The following is a 13368-nucleotide window of genomic DNA, read 5'->3' on the forward strand; positions in this document are numbered from 1 at the left end:
ACGAGGAGCACCCGTGACCCAGACCAGTGAGAACGTGACCTGGCTCACTCAGGCCGGCTACGACCAGCTCAAGGCCGAGCTGGAACACCTGACCGGGCCCTGGCGCATCGAGATCGCCCAGAAGATCGAGGCGGCGCGCGAGGAGGGCGACCTCAAGGAGAACGCCGGCTACCACGCGGCGAAGGAGGAGCAGGGCAAGTACGAGCTGCGCATCCGCCAGCTGACCCAGCTGCTGGAGCGTGCCAAGGTCGGCGAGGCCCCGGCCGACTCGGGCGTGGTGGCCCCGGGCATGGTCGTCACGGTCGCCTTCGACGGCGACGAGGACGACCTGATGGAGTTCCTGCTGGCCTCCCGCGAGGTCGCGGGCGCCGACGACCTGGACGTCTACTCGCCGCAGTCCCCGCTGGGCCGCGCCATCGACGGCAAGCGGATCGGCGACGAGGCCACCTACGAGCTGCCGAACGGCAGGCCGGCCATGGTGAAGATCGTCAAGGTCGTGCCGCACGCCGGCTGATCCGGCCGCACACGACCCGAGGGCGGCCGCGGAAGTCCAGTACTTCCGCGGCCGCCCTCCGGCGTTCCGGGCGGGCCGCCCCGAGGAACGGCCCGCTCCGAACGCCTCCCGGTCAGGCGCTGGAGGAGCGGTACTTGCGCACCGCCAGCCAGGAGAACACCGCGGTGATCACGACCGACCACAGCACCGACACCAGCGCCGCGTGCTGCATCGGCCAGGCGCTGTCCACCGGCCCGACCTGGTTGCCGAACAGCACCCGGCAGGCCTGCACGGTGGCGCTGAACGGGTTCCAGTACGCGATCCCCTGGAGCCAGCCCGGCATCGAGGTGACCGGCACGAAGGCATTGGACACGAAGGTCAGCGGGAACAGCCAGATCAGCCCGGCCGAGGTGGCCGCCTCGGGGCTGCGCACCGACAGGCCGATCAGCGCGCCGATCCAGGAGAAGGCGTAGCCGACCAGGAGCAGCAGGCCGAAGGCGGCGAGCGCGTTGAGCAGGCCGTCGTGGATCCGCCAGCCGACCAGCAGCGCGACCATCGCCAGCACCACCAGGATGAACGCGGTCTGGCACAGGTCCGCCAGGGTGCGGCCGACCAGCACCGCGGACCGGGCCATCGGCAGCGAGCGGAACCGGTCCACCAGCCCCTTGCTCATGTCCTCCGCGATGCCCGCCGAGGCGCCGGCGACGGCGAAGGTGACGGTCTGGGCGAAGATGCCGGCCATCAGGAACTGGATGTACGTGTCCGAGCTGGAGTCGGTGCCGGGGATCTTGATCGCCCCGCCCATCACGTACGAGAACAGCAGCACGAACATGACCGGCTGCATCAACCCGAAGACCACGATCTCCGGGATGCGGGTCATCCGGCGCAGGTTGCGCTTGGCGACCACCCAGGAGTCGTGCAGGGCGGCGGCGATCCCCCGGCGCTGCCTGGGCATCGCCGGGCCGATGGCGTGCTCGGTGGCGGTGCTCATCTCAGCTCTCCTTCCCGGCCGCGACGGCCTGCTTGTCCGGCTCCGGCCCGCCCGGCCCACCCGGGCCACCCGGGCCGTCCTGGCCGTCCTGGCCCCGGCCGCGCGCCTTGCGGTCGGCGCCGCCCTCCTCCTCGGACCGCTCCTCGGCGACGTGGCCGGTGAGGGTGAGGAAGACGTCGTCCAGGGTCGGGCGGCGCAGCCCGATGTCGTCGATCTCGATCCCGCGGGAGTCCAGTTCGCGGATCGCGTCGGCGAGCACCCGGGCGCCGCCGCTGATCGGCACGGTGATCCTGCGGGTGTTCCGCTCCACCGTCGGCTCGCTCAGCGCGTAGCCGGACAGCGCGGCGACGGCGTCGCCGACCAGGCCGGGCCGGTGCACCACGACCTCGATCCGCTCGCCGCCGATCTGCGCCTTGAGCTGGTCTGCGGTGCCGCGGGCGATCACCCGGCCCTGGTCGACCACCGCGATGTCGTGGGCGAGCCGGTCGGCCTCCTCCAGGTACTGGGTGGTGAGCAGCAGCGTGGTGCCCTGCTCGACCAGCGTCTCGATGACCTCCCAGAGCGCGAGCCGGTTGCGCGGGTCGAGACCGGTGGTCGGCTCGTCCAGGAACATCACCGGCGGCCGGACGACCAGCGCGGCGGCGAGGTCCAGGCGCCGGCGCATGCCGCCGGAGTAGGTCTTGGCGGTGCGGTCCTTGGCCTCGGTGAGGTTGAACCACTCCAGCAGCTCCAGCGCGCGGGCCTTCGCGGCGCGGTTGCTCATCTGGTAGAGCTCGCCGACCATGGTGAGGTTCTCGAAGCCGGTCAGGTACTCGTCGACCGCCGCGTACTGGCCGGACAGGCCGATCAGGCTGCGGACCCGGTTGGGGTGCTTGAGCACGTCGACCCCGGCGACCACCGCGCGGCCGGAGTCGGGGCGGAGCAGGGTGGTGAGGACCCGCACGGTGGTGGTCTTCCCGGCGCCGTTGGGGCCGAGCAGCCCGAGCACCGTTCCCTCGGGGACGTCGAGGCTGACCCCGTCCAGGGCTCGTACGTCGCCGAAGGTCTTCACCAGGTTCTCGGCTTGGATGGCTGGCGCCATGGCCTTGCCTCATCTCCTCGGACGTATGGGGCGATCTGTCCCACTCTGCTCCGTTTCCGGGCACACGGGCGACCCGATTCTCGACCCGTGGGACTCGAACGCGATGTATCGCGAGTCTTCCAGTACGCGATATATCGCGTCAAGGGACGGAGTCCAGGACCGAGCGCAGAACGGCGTGCAGGACGGAGCCCGGCCGAAGTGCGGAGCGGAGTCCGGGGACGGAGCTCAGTCCGAGACCACGTACCCCGCGTCCCGCAGCTCCCCGACCACCAGCGCGCAGTGCTCCGGCCCCTTGGTCTCCAGGTGCAGGTCCACCTCGACCTCGGTCAGCCCCAGCCGCGGGTCGATCCGCACGTGCGCCACGTCCAGCACGTTGGCGTCCACCCTGGTCAGCACGGCCAGCAGGTCCGCCAGCGCACCCGGCTTGTCCGCCAGCCGCACCCGCAGCGACAGGTAGCGCCCGGCCGCCGCCAGCCCGTGCCGCAGCACCCGCTGCATCAGCTGCGGGTCGATGTTGCCGCCGGACAGCACCGCCACCACCGGGCCCTCGAAGGAGTCCGGCCGCTCCAGCAGCGCCGCGATCGGGGCCGCCCCGGCCGGCTCGACCACCAGCTTCAACCGCTCCAGTCCGAGCAGCAGCGCCCGCGACAGCGCGTCCTCGGAGACCGTGCGGATGCCGTCGGCCAGCGTGTTGACCACCTCGAAGGGGATGTCGCCGGGGCGCCCGACCATGATCCCGTCCGCCATGGTGGCGAAGTGCTCCAGCGACACCGGCCGCCCCGCCGCCAGCGAGGGCGGGTACGCGGCCGCGCCGGCCGCCTGCACCCCGATGACCCGCACGTCCGGCCGCAGCGGCTTGACCGCCGCCGCGATCCCGGCGAGCAGCCCGCCGCCGCCCACCCCGACCAGGATGGTGCGCACCTCCGGGCACTGCTCCAGGATCTCCAGCCCGACGGTCGCCTGGCCGGTGACCACGTCCCAGTGGTCGAAGGGGTGGATGAACACCGCGCCGGTCGCGTCCGCGTACCGCTGCGCCGCCCGCAGGGCCTCGTCCACGGTGGCACCGTGCAGCCGCACCTCGGCGCCGTAGTCCCGGGTGGCCGCGACCTTCGGCAGCGGCGCCGCGACCGGCATGAACACCGTGGAGCGCACGCCGAGCAGCGAGGCCGCCAGCGCCACGCCCTGGGCGTGGTTCCCGGCGCTCGCCGCCACCACCCCGCCGGCCCGCTGCACCGGCGAGAGTCCCGCGATCCGCACGTAAGCCCCGCGCAGCTTGAAGGACCCGGTGCGCTGGAGGTTCTCGCACTTCAGGTGGACCGGCGCGCCGATCAGCCCGGAGAGGTGCCGGCTGCCCTCCATCGGGGTCACCCGGGCTACCCCGGCGAGCATCTTCTGGGCGCCGCGGACGTCGTCAAGGGTGATCGGCCAGGTGTGCATGGCGCCAGACTACGGGCGCGGGCGACGGCAATCCGGAATGCCGGGCCTGTTCCCGGGCCCGCCCGGCCCGCGTACCCTGCTGCTCCTGAGCCTTCCTCACCGCACGACGATCGTGAGCCGCGATGACGACGACCTCGCCCCAGGCCACCGACCGCACCGACCCCGTGCACACCCAACTCCAGTACCAGCTGGCGGTGTTCGCCCGCCGCATGGAACAGGTCCGGACCTCCGGCGGCGGGGTCGGGGCCCTGGACCGGGCCGCCTACCTGCTGCTCGACCGGCTGCAGCGGCACGGGCCGGCCAACGTCAAGGCGCTGGCCGAGTCGCTGGGGGTGGACTCCTCCACGGTGACCCGCCAGGTCGCCCCGCTGGTCGCGGCCGGGCTGGTCGGCCGGGTGCAGGACCCGGCCGACCGCCGTGCCGTACGGCTCGCGCTGACCTCGCGCGGCCTCGACCGGCTCGCCGAAGTCCGCGACGGCCGGGCCGAGTTGACGCGCCGCCTGGTGGACGGCTGGCCGCCGGAGGAGCAGCGCGTGTTCTGCGCCCTGCTGGCCCGCTTCAACCTCGCGATGGAGTCGTACACGGCGGACCAGCAGGGGCAGTGAGGGGCCGCGGCCCCGTACAGGCTCAGCCCAGCGCCTGCTTGAGGTCGGCCAGCAGGTCGTCGATCGACTCGATGCCGACCGAGACGCGCACCAGGTCGGACGGCACCTCCAGCGGCGAGCCCGCCGCCGAGGCGTGGGTCATCCGGCCCGGGTGCTCGATCAGCGACTCGACGCCGCCGAGCGACTCACCGAGGGTGAACAGCTGCGCGCGGTTGCAGACCTCGACGGCCGCCTCCTCGCCGCCGGCGACCCGGAACGAGACCATGCCGCCGAAGGCCTTCATCTGCTTGGCCGCGATGTCGTGGCCGGGGTGCTCGGGCAGGCCCGGGTAGAGCACCTGGCTGACCTTCGGGTGGCTCGCCAGCAGCTCGGCGACCTTCTCGGCGTTGGCGCTGTGCCGGTCCATCCGGACACCCAGCGTCTTGATGCCGCGCAGCACCAGCCAGGCGTCGAACGGGCCGGAGACGGCGCCCATCGCGTTCTGGTGGTACGCGACCTCCTCGCCGAGGGCCGCGTCGGCCAGCACCAGCGCACCGCCGACCACGTCGGAGTGGCCGCCCATGTACTTGGTGGTGGAGTGCACGACCGCGTCCGCGCCGAGCGAGATCGGCTGCTGGAGGTACGGGCTGGCGAAGGTGTTGTCGACCACCAGCAGCGCGCCGGCGCCGTGCGCGATCTCGGCGAGCGCGGCCAGGTCGGTGATGCCCAGCAGCGGGTTGGACGGGGTCTCCACCCACACCGCGCGGGTGTTGGGGCGCAGCGCCTCGCGGACGGTGGCCAGGTCCTGGGTGTTGGCCACGGAGAACTCGACGCCCCAGCGGGTCAGCACCTTGGCGAACAGCCGGAAGGTGCCGCCGTAGGCGTCGTTGGGGATCACGATGTGGTCGCCCGGCTTGAGGATGGTGCGCAGCAGGGTGTCCTCGGCGGCCAGGCCGGAGGCGAAGGCGAGGCCGCGGGCGCCGCCCTCCAGTGCCGCGAGGCACTCCTCCAGCGCGGTGCGGGTCGGGTTGGCGCTGCGGCTGTACTCGTAGCCGCCCCGCAGGCCGCCCACCCCGTCCTGCTTGTAGGTGGACACCTGGTAGATCGGCGTGACGACGGCCCCGGTCTGGGGGTCTGCTTCCTGACCCGCGTGGATGGCGAGAGTCTCGAAGCCCTGAGGAAGCTGGTGCTCGGTCATGGGTCCGAGCCTAGTGGGCGAATGCCGTCACGCCCGCCCGAACCGTGAAGCGGGGTGAACCCGCAGGTGGGAGCGGGTGCGCCGCGGGCCGGAACCGCGGCGCGCGGGGCCCCCGGTCTCCCGGCCTCCGCGCAGCGGGCCCGACCGCCCGAACGGCCCGCACGGCCGCTCCCGGAATCCGGGGGCGGCCGTGCGCGTTGCACACTGCGCCAGGTTCCCCGACCCGCTGGAGCAGGCCGTGCTGTTCAACCGCCACAAGACCTCGCTCGTCCCCGCCGACCAGGCGCTGCCCGGCCGGCCCTCCCCGGCCTTCACCCTCACCGAGCCGCACACCGTGCTCGGGCACCCGCTGCCCGGCCCGTACCCGCAGGGCCTGGAGGTGGCCGACTTCGGGCTGGGCTGTTTCTGGGGCGCCGAACGCACCTTCTGGCGGCTGCCCGGCGTCTGGACGACGCTGGTCGGCTATCAGGGCGGCCACACCCCCAACCCGACGTACGAGGAGGTGTGCAGCGGGCTGACCGGGCACACCGAGGCGGTCCGGGTGGTGTACGACCCGGCCGTGATCTCCTATGAGCGCCTGCTGAAGACGTTCTGGGAGGCCCACGACCCGACCCAGGGCAACCGTCAGGGCAACGACGTCGGCACCCAGTACCGCTCCGCCGTCTACACCCACTCCCCCGCCCAGGCCGAGGCCGCCGCGGCCACCCGGGACGCCTTCCAGCCGTCACTGACCGCGCTCGGTTACGGCCCGATCACCACCGAGATCGCCCCGGCCGGCCCGTTCTTCCCGGCCGAGCCGTACCACCAGCAGTACCTGTCGGAGGCCAAGAACCCCAACGGCTACTGCGGCCTGGGCGGCACCGGCGCCTCCTGCCCGATCGGCGTGGCCCGCACCCAGGGCTGACATGGACGACGGCCGGGAGTGCGAGGTGGGCCCCGGTGACTTCATGCTCTGCCCGCCCGGGCACGACGCCTGGACGGTGGGCCCGGAGGCCTGTGTGATCGTCGACTGGCAGGGCTTCGCGGACTACGCGAAGCGCTGAGCGCCACCGGGCACCGCCGTTTCGCACCCGTCCCGCTCCCCGGGTGGACCGTGAGATCCGGTCCCACCCGGGGAGTCGTTCGTACCGGGTCCGGCGGGGTCAGACGGCGCTGCCGGCCTTCCAGGCGGACCAGCTCATGTTCCAGCCGTTCAGGCCGTTGTCCGGGGCGACCGCCTTGTCGCCGGAGTTCACGACCTCGACCACGTCGCCGACCATCGAGGACCTGTAGAACTTGAAGCCGTCGGCGCCGGTGTCCTGGGCGCCCTTGGTGTCCTGGAGGCCGATGCAGCCGTGGCTGGTGTTCTGGCCGCCGAAGATCGACGGCGAGGACCAGTAGTTGCCGTGGATGAAGGTGCCCGAGGTGCTGAGGCGCTGGGCGTGCGGCACGTCCGCGATGTCGTACTCGCTGCCCAGGTTGACGGTCTGCGAGTTCATCCGGGTCTGGGTGTACTGCTCGGAGATCACCATCTTGCCGCCCCAGGTGGTGTGCTCGGGCGAGCCGCCGGAGATCTTGTAGACCGCGCTGACCTGACCGTCGGTGGTGACGGTGAGCTTCTTGGTGGCGAGGTCGGCGACGCTGGTCTGGGCGCGGCCGATGGTGAAGCCGACGTCCTTGGACTGGGTGCCGTAGACGCCCTTGGCGCCCTCGACGTCCTTGAGCCTGAGCTTGAGGGTGACCTTGGTGCCCTTGGCCCAGTACTCCTGGGGCCGGAAGTCGAGCCGGGTGCTGGAGAACCAGTGACCGACGATCTCGACGCCCGGCTCGGCTATGACCGTGATCGCCTGCTGGACGCTCTTGCGGTCGGTGATCGGCTTGCTGAAGTTGATCGAGACCGGCATGCCGACGCCGACCGTCGAGCCGTCCTCGGGGGTGAAGTAGCCGACGAAGGTGTTGGCCGGGGTCGCCGTGGTGAAGACGGCGTTGGAGTCCGCCTCCAGCTTGTCCTTGTCGAAGGCGGTGGCGGCGACGGTGTACTTGGTACCGCTCGCGGGGGCGGCGGCCGAGGTCCAGCCGGTGCCGTCGGCGGAGAGCTGGCCCGCCAGCTCCTTGCCGGTGGTGTCGGTGACCTTGACGCTGCTCAGGGTGCCGTTGGCGACGGTGACCTTGACCGGCTCGCTGAAGCTCGCGGAGGCGGCACCGTCGGCCGGGCTGACGGTGATGACCGCGGCCGAGGTCTTGGGGGCGCTGCTGCTCGCGCCGCTCGGGGTGCCGCCCGAGCCGCCGGAGCCGCTGCCACCGCCGCTACCGCTGGCGCTGTTGTCGTTACAGGCCGCCAGCAGCAGTACGGGCGCGCCGATCAGTCCCGCGAGGACCCCGCGCCGACTCCAGCCGCTTCCGGCCGCCCGCCCCTGACCTTCCCGTGCCGTCACGTCGCGTCTCCCTGCTGATCATCCCGGGCATTACGGATACAGAAACGCAATCCACCCGTTCACGGTTCCAACATCGAAGGGTAAGCGATCGTATGAGATGACCCAACTTCCCGATGAACAGGGACGAAACGCCCGGCCCGCGAGGCGGACCGGGCGTTCACGTGCGGTGACGGCGGGCGCCGTCACCCGACGGCTTCGTCCTACTCGGCGGACTCGTCCACCTGGTACTCGTCCCACTCCTCGCTGTCCGGGTCGAACTCGGTCTGCGCCGACTCCCAGGTCGCCGAGGCGAGCTCCACGCCGGGCACGTCGCCGAGCAGCGCGACCGGGTCGATGAAGTGGGCGAGCGAACCCGACGGGTCCACCTCGATGGCCTCGACGGACTGGGCGCGCTCCTCGTCGTCGAGGTACTCGTCCGCGGTGACCGCCTCCAGGGCGGCCGCCTTGAGCGCGCCCTCGTCGGTGATCTCCGCGATGAGCTCGATCTTGACCCGGACGTAGCGCGGGGTGTCCTGGTCGGTCGTTTCAGTGCTGGTCATGCGTGCGAGCGTACGGGACGACCGCGCCCGGCGTGGTGCGCGGGCGGCCGCCCGGAGCACACCCCGCGCGCCCGGCGCGAACGGAAGGGGCCGGTCCCTCGGAGAAGGACCGGCCCCACCGTTCCCCGCCGGGGCTCCCCCACCCGGGAGCCACGGGGACACGCGCCGTGCGGCGCGGTGCTGCCGCGGGAGCCGCCGCACCCTGTCAGCCGGCCGGGGCCGGGCAGGGGCGGGACGACGGCGCCTCCCACGGCGGAGGACACAGCGACCGGGTCAGGGTCACCCGGTGTGTCCGGAGCCGACCGCCGCCGCCGGGGAGCCGCTCCCGGACGGTTGCCGTCGCCTCACTCGGCGTCCTGCCGTTGACCACCACGATGCCCGAGCCTTGTTAACCACGTGCTGCGGGCAGGTGACGCCGGTGTACCACTTCCCCCGTGGACGAATCCTCCGCATCCGTCCACGGCGGGACGGCGGTGACGGAGCATCGGCGACGGGCGGCGGCGGGGCAGCGGTCGGCGAGCGACGGGGCAGCGGACGGCGGACGGCGGTGACGCCGGGTCAGTGCTGGCCGCGACCGGTCAGGAAGCCCAGCAGGTCCTGGCGGGTGACGATGCCCTGCGGCTTGCCCTCGACCAGCACGACGGCCGCGTCGGCCTTCTCCAGCACGGTCATCAGGTTGGTGACGGTCTCGCCCGAGCCGACCACCGGCAGCGGCTTGGACATCACCTTGTCCAGCGTGTCGGTGAGCTCGATCTCCTTGGCGAAGATGCCCTCCAGCAGCAGCTTCTCCACCACCGAGCCGATCACCTCGCCGGCCATGATGTCCGGGTGCCCGGCGCCCGGGGAGACCACCGGCATCTGCGAGACGCCGTACTCGCGCAGCACCCGGACCGCCTCGGAGACCGTCTCGTTCGGGTGCATGTGGACGAACTGCGGGACGCCGCCCTGCTCCATGGACTCCTTGCGGGCCAGCACCTCGCCGATGTGCGCCTCGTCGGTGGACGAGGGCAGGAAGCCGTAGTCGGCCATCCAGTCGTCGTTGAAGATCTTCGACAGGTAGCCGCGGCCGCCGTCCGGCAGCAGCACCACCACGACGTCGTCCGGCCCGAGCTCCTTGGCCACCTCCAGCGCGGCCACCACGGCCATCCCGCAGGAGCCGCCGACCAGCAGGCCCTCCTCCTTGGCCAGGCGGCGGGTCATCTGGAACGAGTCCTTGTCGGAGACGGCGACGATCTCGTCCGCGACGTTGCGGTCGTAGGCGGTCGGCCAGAAGTCCTCACCGACGCCCTCGACCAGGTACGGCCGGCCGGTGCCGCCCGAGTAGACCGAGCCCTCCGGGTCGGCGCCGATCACCTTGACCTTGCCGCCGGAGGCCTCCTTCAGGTAGTTGCCGGTGCCGGAGATGGTGCCGCCGGTGCCGACGCCCGCCACGAAGTGGGTGATCTTCCCGTCGGTCTGCTCCCACAGCTCCGGGCCGGTGGAGTGGTAGTGCGAGGCCGGGTTGTCCGGGTTGGAGTACTGGTCCGGCTTCCAGGCGTTCGGGGTCTCCCGGACCAGGCGGTCGGAGACGTTGTAGTAGGAGTCCGGGTGCTCCGGGGCGACGGCGGTCGGGCAGACGACCACCTCGGCGCCGTACGCGCGCAGGGTGTTGATCTTGTCGGTCGAGACCTTGTCCGGACAGACGAAGATGCACTTGTAGCCCTTCTGCTGGGCCACGATCGCCAGGCCGACGCCGGTGTTGCCGGAGGTCGGCTCGACGATGGTGCCGCCGGGCTTGAGGGCGCCCGAGGCCTCGGCGGCCTCGATCATGCGCATCGCGATGCGGTCCTTGACCGAGCCGCCGGGGTTGAAGTACTCGACCTTCGCCAGCACTGTCGCGCTGATGCCCTCGGTGACCTTGTTCAGCTTGACCAGCGGCGTGTTGCCGACCAGGTCGATGATCGAGTTGTGGTACCGCACGGGGGTCCTCCCGGTCTGTGGGCGTGCGACTGCTTTTCGGTACTGCAAAGCCTAGGGCGTGACACCCGTCCCTCGGCTCCCCTCTTTCACACCTCCCCCAATGGCCCACCCCCGTCGGCGCCCCGGGTAGTCCCGCCCCCCGCGCGGGTAAGAGCGCTGTGCAGGCAACGCCGTGCCTCCGCGGGGGGCGGCAGGAGCACGTGAAGGGGGCACCGGATGCCAGGGGCACGGGACTCGCGGGCCCGGGTGGCCCGTCGGATCGCCACCGCGGCGGCCTACGGCGGCGGCGGTCTCGGACTGCTCGGGGTGGGCCTGGTCGGCCTGCTGCTGACCGAGAGCAAGCTCGCCATCCAGGCCATCGGCGTCCTGGAGACCCAACCGCCCAAGGCCGACGGCGTCTACGGGGACGCCTTCGCCGACCGCGCCGTCGGCCCGCAGGCCCCGCTCGTGCTGGCCGTCCTCGGCGACTCCACCGGCGCCGGCCTGGGCGTGGCCCGCTCCGGCGAGACCCCGGGCGCCCTGCTCGCCGCCGGCCTCGCCTCGGTGGCGGAGCGCCCGGTGCGGCTGGTCAACGTGGCCCGCTCCGGCGGCCGCTCCGCCGACCTCTCCGGCCAGCTGGAGCAGGCGCTGCCGCACCACCCGGACGTCGCCGTGATCATGGTCGGCGCCAACGACGTGACCCGGCACAGCCCGGCCCAACTGGCCGTCCGCCAGCTCGGCGAGGCCGTCGCCGCCCTGCGCGCCAACGGCTGCGAGGTGGTCGTGGGCACCTGCCCCGACCTCGGGACGATCAAGCCGGTACGGCCGCCGCTGCGCTGGGTGGCCCGCCGGCTGAGCCGGCAGCTGGCCGCCGCGCAGACCATCGCGGTGGTGGAGGCGGGCGGCCGGACGGTCTCGCTGGGCTCGCTGCTGGGCCCGGAGTTCGCCGCGCGCCCGGAGATGTTCGCCGCCGACCGCTACCACCCCTCGGCCCAGGGCTACGCGACCGCCGCGATGGCGGTGCTGCCCTCGGTCTGCGCCACGCTCGGACTCTGGCCCGAGGAGGAGCGCCCGGCCGCGGCCGTCCCGGGCACCTCGGTGCTGCCGGTCGCGGTCGCGGCGGCCGCGGCGGCCGACCGGGAGGGCACCGAGGTGGCGGCCGTACCGACGGAGGGCGCGGGCCGCCGCTGGGCCCAGTTGAGGCACCGGCTGCGGATCGGCCCGCCCGGCCCGGAGGGCGGGAAGGAGGCCGGTACGACCCCCGGGAACACGTCGGCCAGCTCACACGCTGGTACGGGTGACGCCTGATCTACCAGGCGGTAACTTTCCTCCCGGACGTCAGGTCCGCCGTCACCCAGCGAGGAGCCCGTCATGCCCGAAGCCGTCATCGTCAGCGCCGCCCGTTCGCCGATCGGCCGGGCCTTCAAGGGCTCGCTCAAGGACGTCCGCCCGGACGACCTGACCGCCCACATCATCCAGGCCGCCCTGGCCAAGGTGCCCCAGCTCGACCCGCGCGAGATCGACGACCTGATGCTGGGCTGCGGCCTGCCCGGCGGCGAGCAGGGCCACAACCTGGCCCGCATCGTGGCCGTCCAGATGGGCATGGACTACCTGCCCGGCGCCACCATCACCCGCTACTGCTCCTCCTCGCTCCAGACCACGCGGATGGCGCTGCACGCGATCAAGGCCGGCGAGGGCGACGTCTTCGTCTCGGCCGGCGTGGAGACCGTCTCGCGCAGCGTGAACGGCACCTCGGACGGCCTGCCCGGCACCATGAACCCGATCTTCGACGAGGCCCAGGCGCGCACCAAGAAGCGGGCGGAAGAGGGTGGCGGCGAGTGGCACGACCCGCGTGAGGACGGGCTGCTGCCGGACGCCTACATCGCGATGGGCCAGACCGCCGAGAACCTGGCCGCGCTCAAGGGCATCACCCGCGCCGAGCAGGACGAGTTCGGCGTCCGCTCGCAGAACCTCGCCGAGGCCGCCATCAAGGCCGGCTTCTGGGAGCGCGAGATCACCCCGGTGACGCTCCCGGACGGCACCGTGGTCAGCACGGACGACGGCCCGCGCGCCGGTGTCACCCTGGAGGGCGTGGCCGGCCTGAAGCCGGTGTTCCGCCCCGACGGCACCGTGACCGCCGGTAACTGCTGCCCGCTGAACGACGGCGCGGCCGCGCTGGTCATCATGTCCGACACCAAGGCCCGCGAGCTCGGCATCACCCCGCTCGCCCGGGTGGTCTCCACCGGCGTCAGCGCGCTCTCCCCCGAGATCATGGGCTACGGTCCGGTCGAGGCCTCCAAGCAGGCGCTCAAGCGGGCCGGCCTGACCATCGACGACATCGACCTGGTCGAGATCAACGAGGCCTTCGCGGCCCAGGTGATCCCCTCCTACCGCGACCTCGGCGTCGACCTGGACAAGCTGAACGTCAACGGCGGCGCGATCGCGGTCGGCCACCCCTTCGGCATGACCGGCGCCCGGATCACCACCACCCTGATCAACTCGCTGCAGTGGCACGACAAGCAGTTCGGCCTGGAGACCATGTGCGTCGGCGGCGGCCAGGGCATGGCGATGGTCATCGAGCGCCTGAGCTGACCCTCCGGACACCCTCCGAAGGGTCTGGACCACCCATTTGGAGTGACGCAGCGTAATTGAGGGCCGAATCACACCGCGAGGTCGATCCGGCCCTCATTTCT

At 72.3% G+C, this 13368-nt stretch carries 13 protein-coding genes; 6 read left to right on the plus strand and 7 right to left on the minus strand.

The features are described 5' to 3' along the window. Positions 1-13 precede the first annotated feature (13 nt). The gene (gene greA, locus ACGF13_RS14785) at positions 14-514 is read left to right on the plus strand and encodes a transcription elongation factor GreA (protein ID WP_392873856.1); all 501 of its coding nucleotides are present in this window, start codon (positions 14-16) and stop codon (positions 512-514) included. Between the two features lie 112 nt (positions 515-626). Here the strand turns inward: greA and ACGF13_RS14790 are convergent, their stop codons facing one another. The 3 genes from ACGF13_RS14790 to ilvA form a co-directional block, all read right to left on the minus strand. After that, a complete protein-coding gene (locus ACGF13_RS14790; RefSeq protein WP_392873859.1) occupies positions 627-1484 on the minus strand; it encodes an ABC transporter permease in 858 nt (285 codons plus the stop codon). A gap of 1 nt (position 1485) precedes the next feature. Further along, positions 1486-2565 carry an ATP-binding cassette domain-containing protein gene (locus ACGF13_RS14795; RefSeq protein WP_392873862.1) on the minus strand — a complete coding sequence of 360 codons (1080 nt, stop codon included), beginning with the start codon at positions 2563-2565 and terminating at the stop codon, positions 1486-1488. Between the two features lie 225 nt (positions 2566-2790). After that, a complete protein-coding gene (gene ilvA, locus ACGF13_RS14800; RefSeq protein ID WP_392873864.1) occupies positions 2791-4002 on the minus strand; it encodes a threonine ammonia-lyase in 1212 nt (403 codons plus the stop codon). 122 nt (positions 4003-4124) lie between these two features. Between ilvA and ACGF13_RS14805 the strand changes: the two genes are divergently transcribed. After that, positions 4125-4607, plus strand: a complete 483-nt coding sequence (locus ACGF13_RS14805) for a MarR family winged helix-turn-helix transcriptional regulator (RefSeq protein ID WP_392873867.1) — start codon at positions 4125-4127, stop codon at positions 4605-4607. A 22-nt stretch (positions 4608-4629) separates the two neighbouring features. Here the strand turns inward: ACGF13_RS14805 and ACGF13_RS14810 are convergent, their stop codons facing one another. Continuing rightward, positions 4630-5784 (minus strand): cystathionine gamma-synthase, encoded by a 1155-nt coding sequence (locus ACGF13_RS14810; RefSeq protein ID WP_316526555.1) that lies wholly within the window; start codon positions 5782-5784, stop codon positions 4630-4632. A 238-nt stretch (positions 5785-6022) separates the two neighbouring features. On the opposite strand from ACGF13_RS14810, the gene msrA reads away from it, so the two are divergent. After that, positions 6023-6688, plus strand: a complete 666-nt coding sequence (gene msrA, locus ACGF13_RS14815) for a peptide-methionine (S)-S-oxide reductase MsrA (RefSeq protein ID WP_392874271.1) — start codon at positions 6023-6025, stop codon at positions 6686-6688. Between the two features lies 1 nt (position 6689). Further along, complete coding sequence (locus ACGF13_RS14820; protein WP_392873870.1) at positions 6690-6827, plus strand: hypothetical protein; 138 nt, start codon at positions 6690-6692, stop codon at positions 6825-6827. A 99-nt stretch (positions 6828-6926) separates the two neighbouring features. On the opposite strand, the gene ACGF13_RS14825 is transcribed toward ACGF13_RS14820, so the two are convergent. From ACGF13_RS14825 to ACGF13_RS14835, 3 genes are all read right to left on the minus strand, one after another. Beyond that, positions 6927-8198 carry an Ig-like domain-containing protein gene (locus tag ACGF13_RS14825; RefSeq protein WP_392873873.1) on the minus strand — a complete coding sequence of 424 codons (1272 nt, stop codon included), beginning with the start codon at positions 8196-8198 and terminating at the stop codon, positions 6927-6929. Between the two features lie 200 nt (positions 8199-8398). Next, complete coding sequence (locus tag ACGF13_RS14830; RefSeq protein ID WP_392873876.1) at positions 8399-8737, minus strand: hypothetical protein; 339 nt, start codon at positions 8735-8737, stop codon at positions 8399-8401. A 558-nt stretch (positions 8738-9295) separates the two neighbouring features. Continuing rightward, the gene (locus ACGF13_RS14835; RefSeq protein ID WP_392873879.1) at positions 9296-10696 is read right to left on the minus strand and encodes a cystathionine beta-synthase; all 1401 of its coding nucleotides are present in this window, start codon (positions 10694-10696) and stop codon (positions 9296-9298) included. A gap of 216 nt (positions 10697-10912) precedes the next feature. Between ACGF13_RS14835 and ACGF13_RS14840 the strand changes: the two genes are divergently transcribed. Then, positions 10913-11983, plus strand: coding sequence for an SGNH/GDSL hydrolase family protein (locus ACGF13_RS14840; RefSeq protein WP_392873882.1), 1071 nt, complete (start codon positions 10913-10915; stop codon positions 11981-11983). 63 nt (positions 11984-12046) lie between these two features. Continuing rightward, positions 12047-13267 carry an acetyl-CoA C-acetyltransferase gene (locus tag ACGF13_RS14845; protein ID WP_392873885.1) on the plus strand — a complete coding sequence of 407 codons (1221 nt, stop codon included), beginning with the start codon at positions 12047-12049 and terminating at the stop codon, positions 13265-13267. Positions 13268-13368: the final 101 nt, after the last annotated feature.

Source organism: Kitasatospora sp. NPDC048286, from assembly GCF_043201735.1.
Classification (GTDB): Bacteria; Actinomycetota; Actinomycetes; order Streptomycetales; family Streptomycetaceae; genus Kitasatospora.

What these genes read in the sequence shown, in the direction of transcription:
- ACGF13_RS14845 (WP_392873885.1), top strand. Translation starts at nt 12,047, where the DNA reads ATGCCCGAAGCCGTCATCGTCAGCGCCGCCCGTTCGCCGATCGGCCGG.
- ACGF13_RS14820 (WP_392873870.1), top strand. Translation starts at nt 6,690, where the DNA reads ATGGACGACGGCCGGGAGTGCGAGGTGGGCCCCGGTGACTTCATGCTC.
- ACGF13_RS14840 (WP_392873882.1), top strand. Translation starts at nt 10,913, where the DNA reads ATGCCAGGGGCACGGGACTCGCGGGCCCGGGTGGCCCGTCGGATCGCC.
- ACGF13_RS14805 (WP_392873867.1), top strand. Translation starts at nt 4,125, where the DNA reads ATGACGACGACCTCGCCCCAGGCCACCGACCGCACCGACCCCGTGCAC.
- ilvA (WP_392873864.1), bottom strand. Translation starts at nt 4,002, where the DNA reads ATGCACACCTGGCCGATCACCCTTGACGACGTCCGCGGCGCCCAGAAG.
- ACGF13_RS14830 (WP_392873876.1), bottom strand. Translation starts at nt 8,737, where the DNA reads ATGACCAGCACTGAAACGACCGACCAGGACACCCCGCGCTACGTCCGG.
- ACGF13_RS14795 (WP_392873862.1), bottom strand. Translation starts at nt 2,565, where the DNA reads ATGGCGCCAGCCATCCAAGCCGAGAACCTGGTGAAGACCTTCGGCGAC.
- ACGF13_RS14810 (WP_316526555.1), bottom strand. Translation starts at nt 5,784, where the DNA reads ATGACCGAGCACCAGCTTCCTCAGGGCTTCGAGACTCTCGCCATCCAC.
- ACGF13_RS14790 (WP_392873859.1), bottom strand. Translation starts at nt 1,484, where the DNA reads ATGAGCACCGCCACCGAGCACGCCATCGGCCCGGCGATGCCCAGGCAG.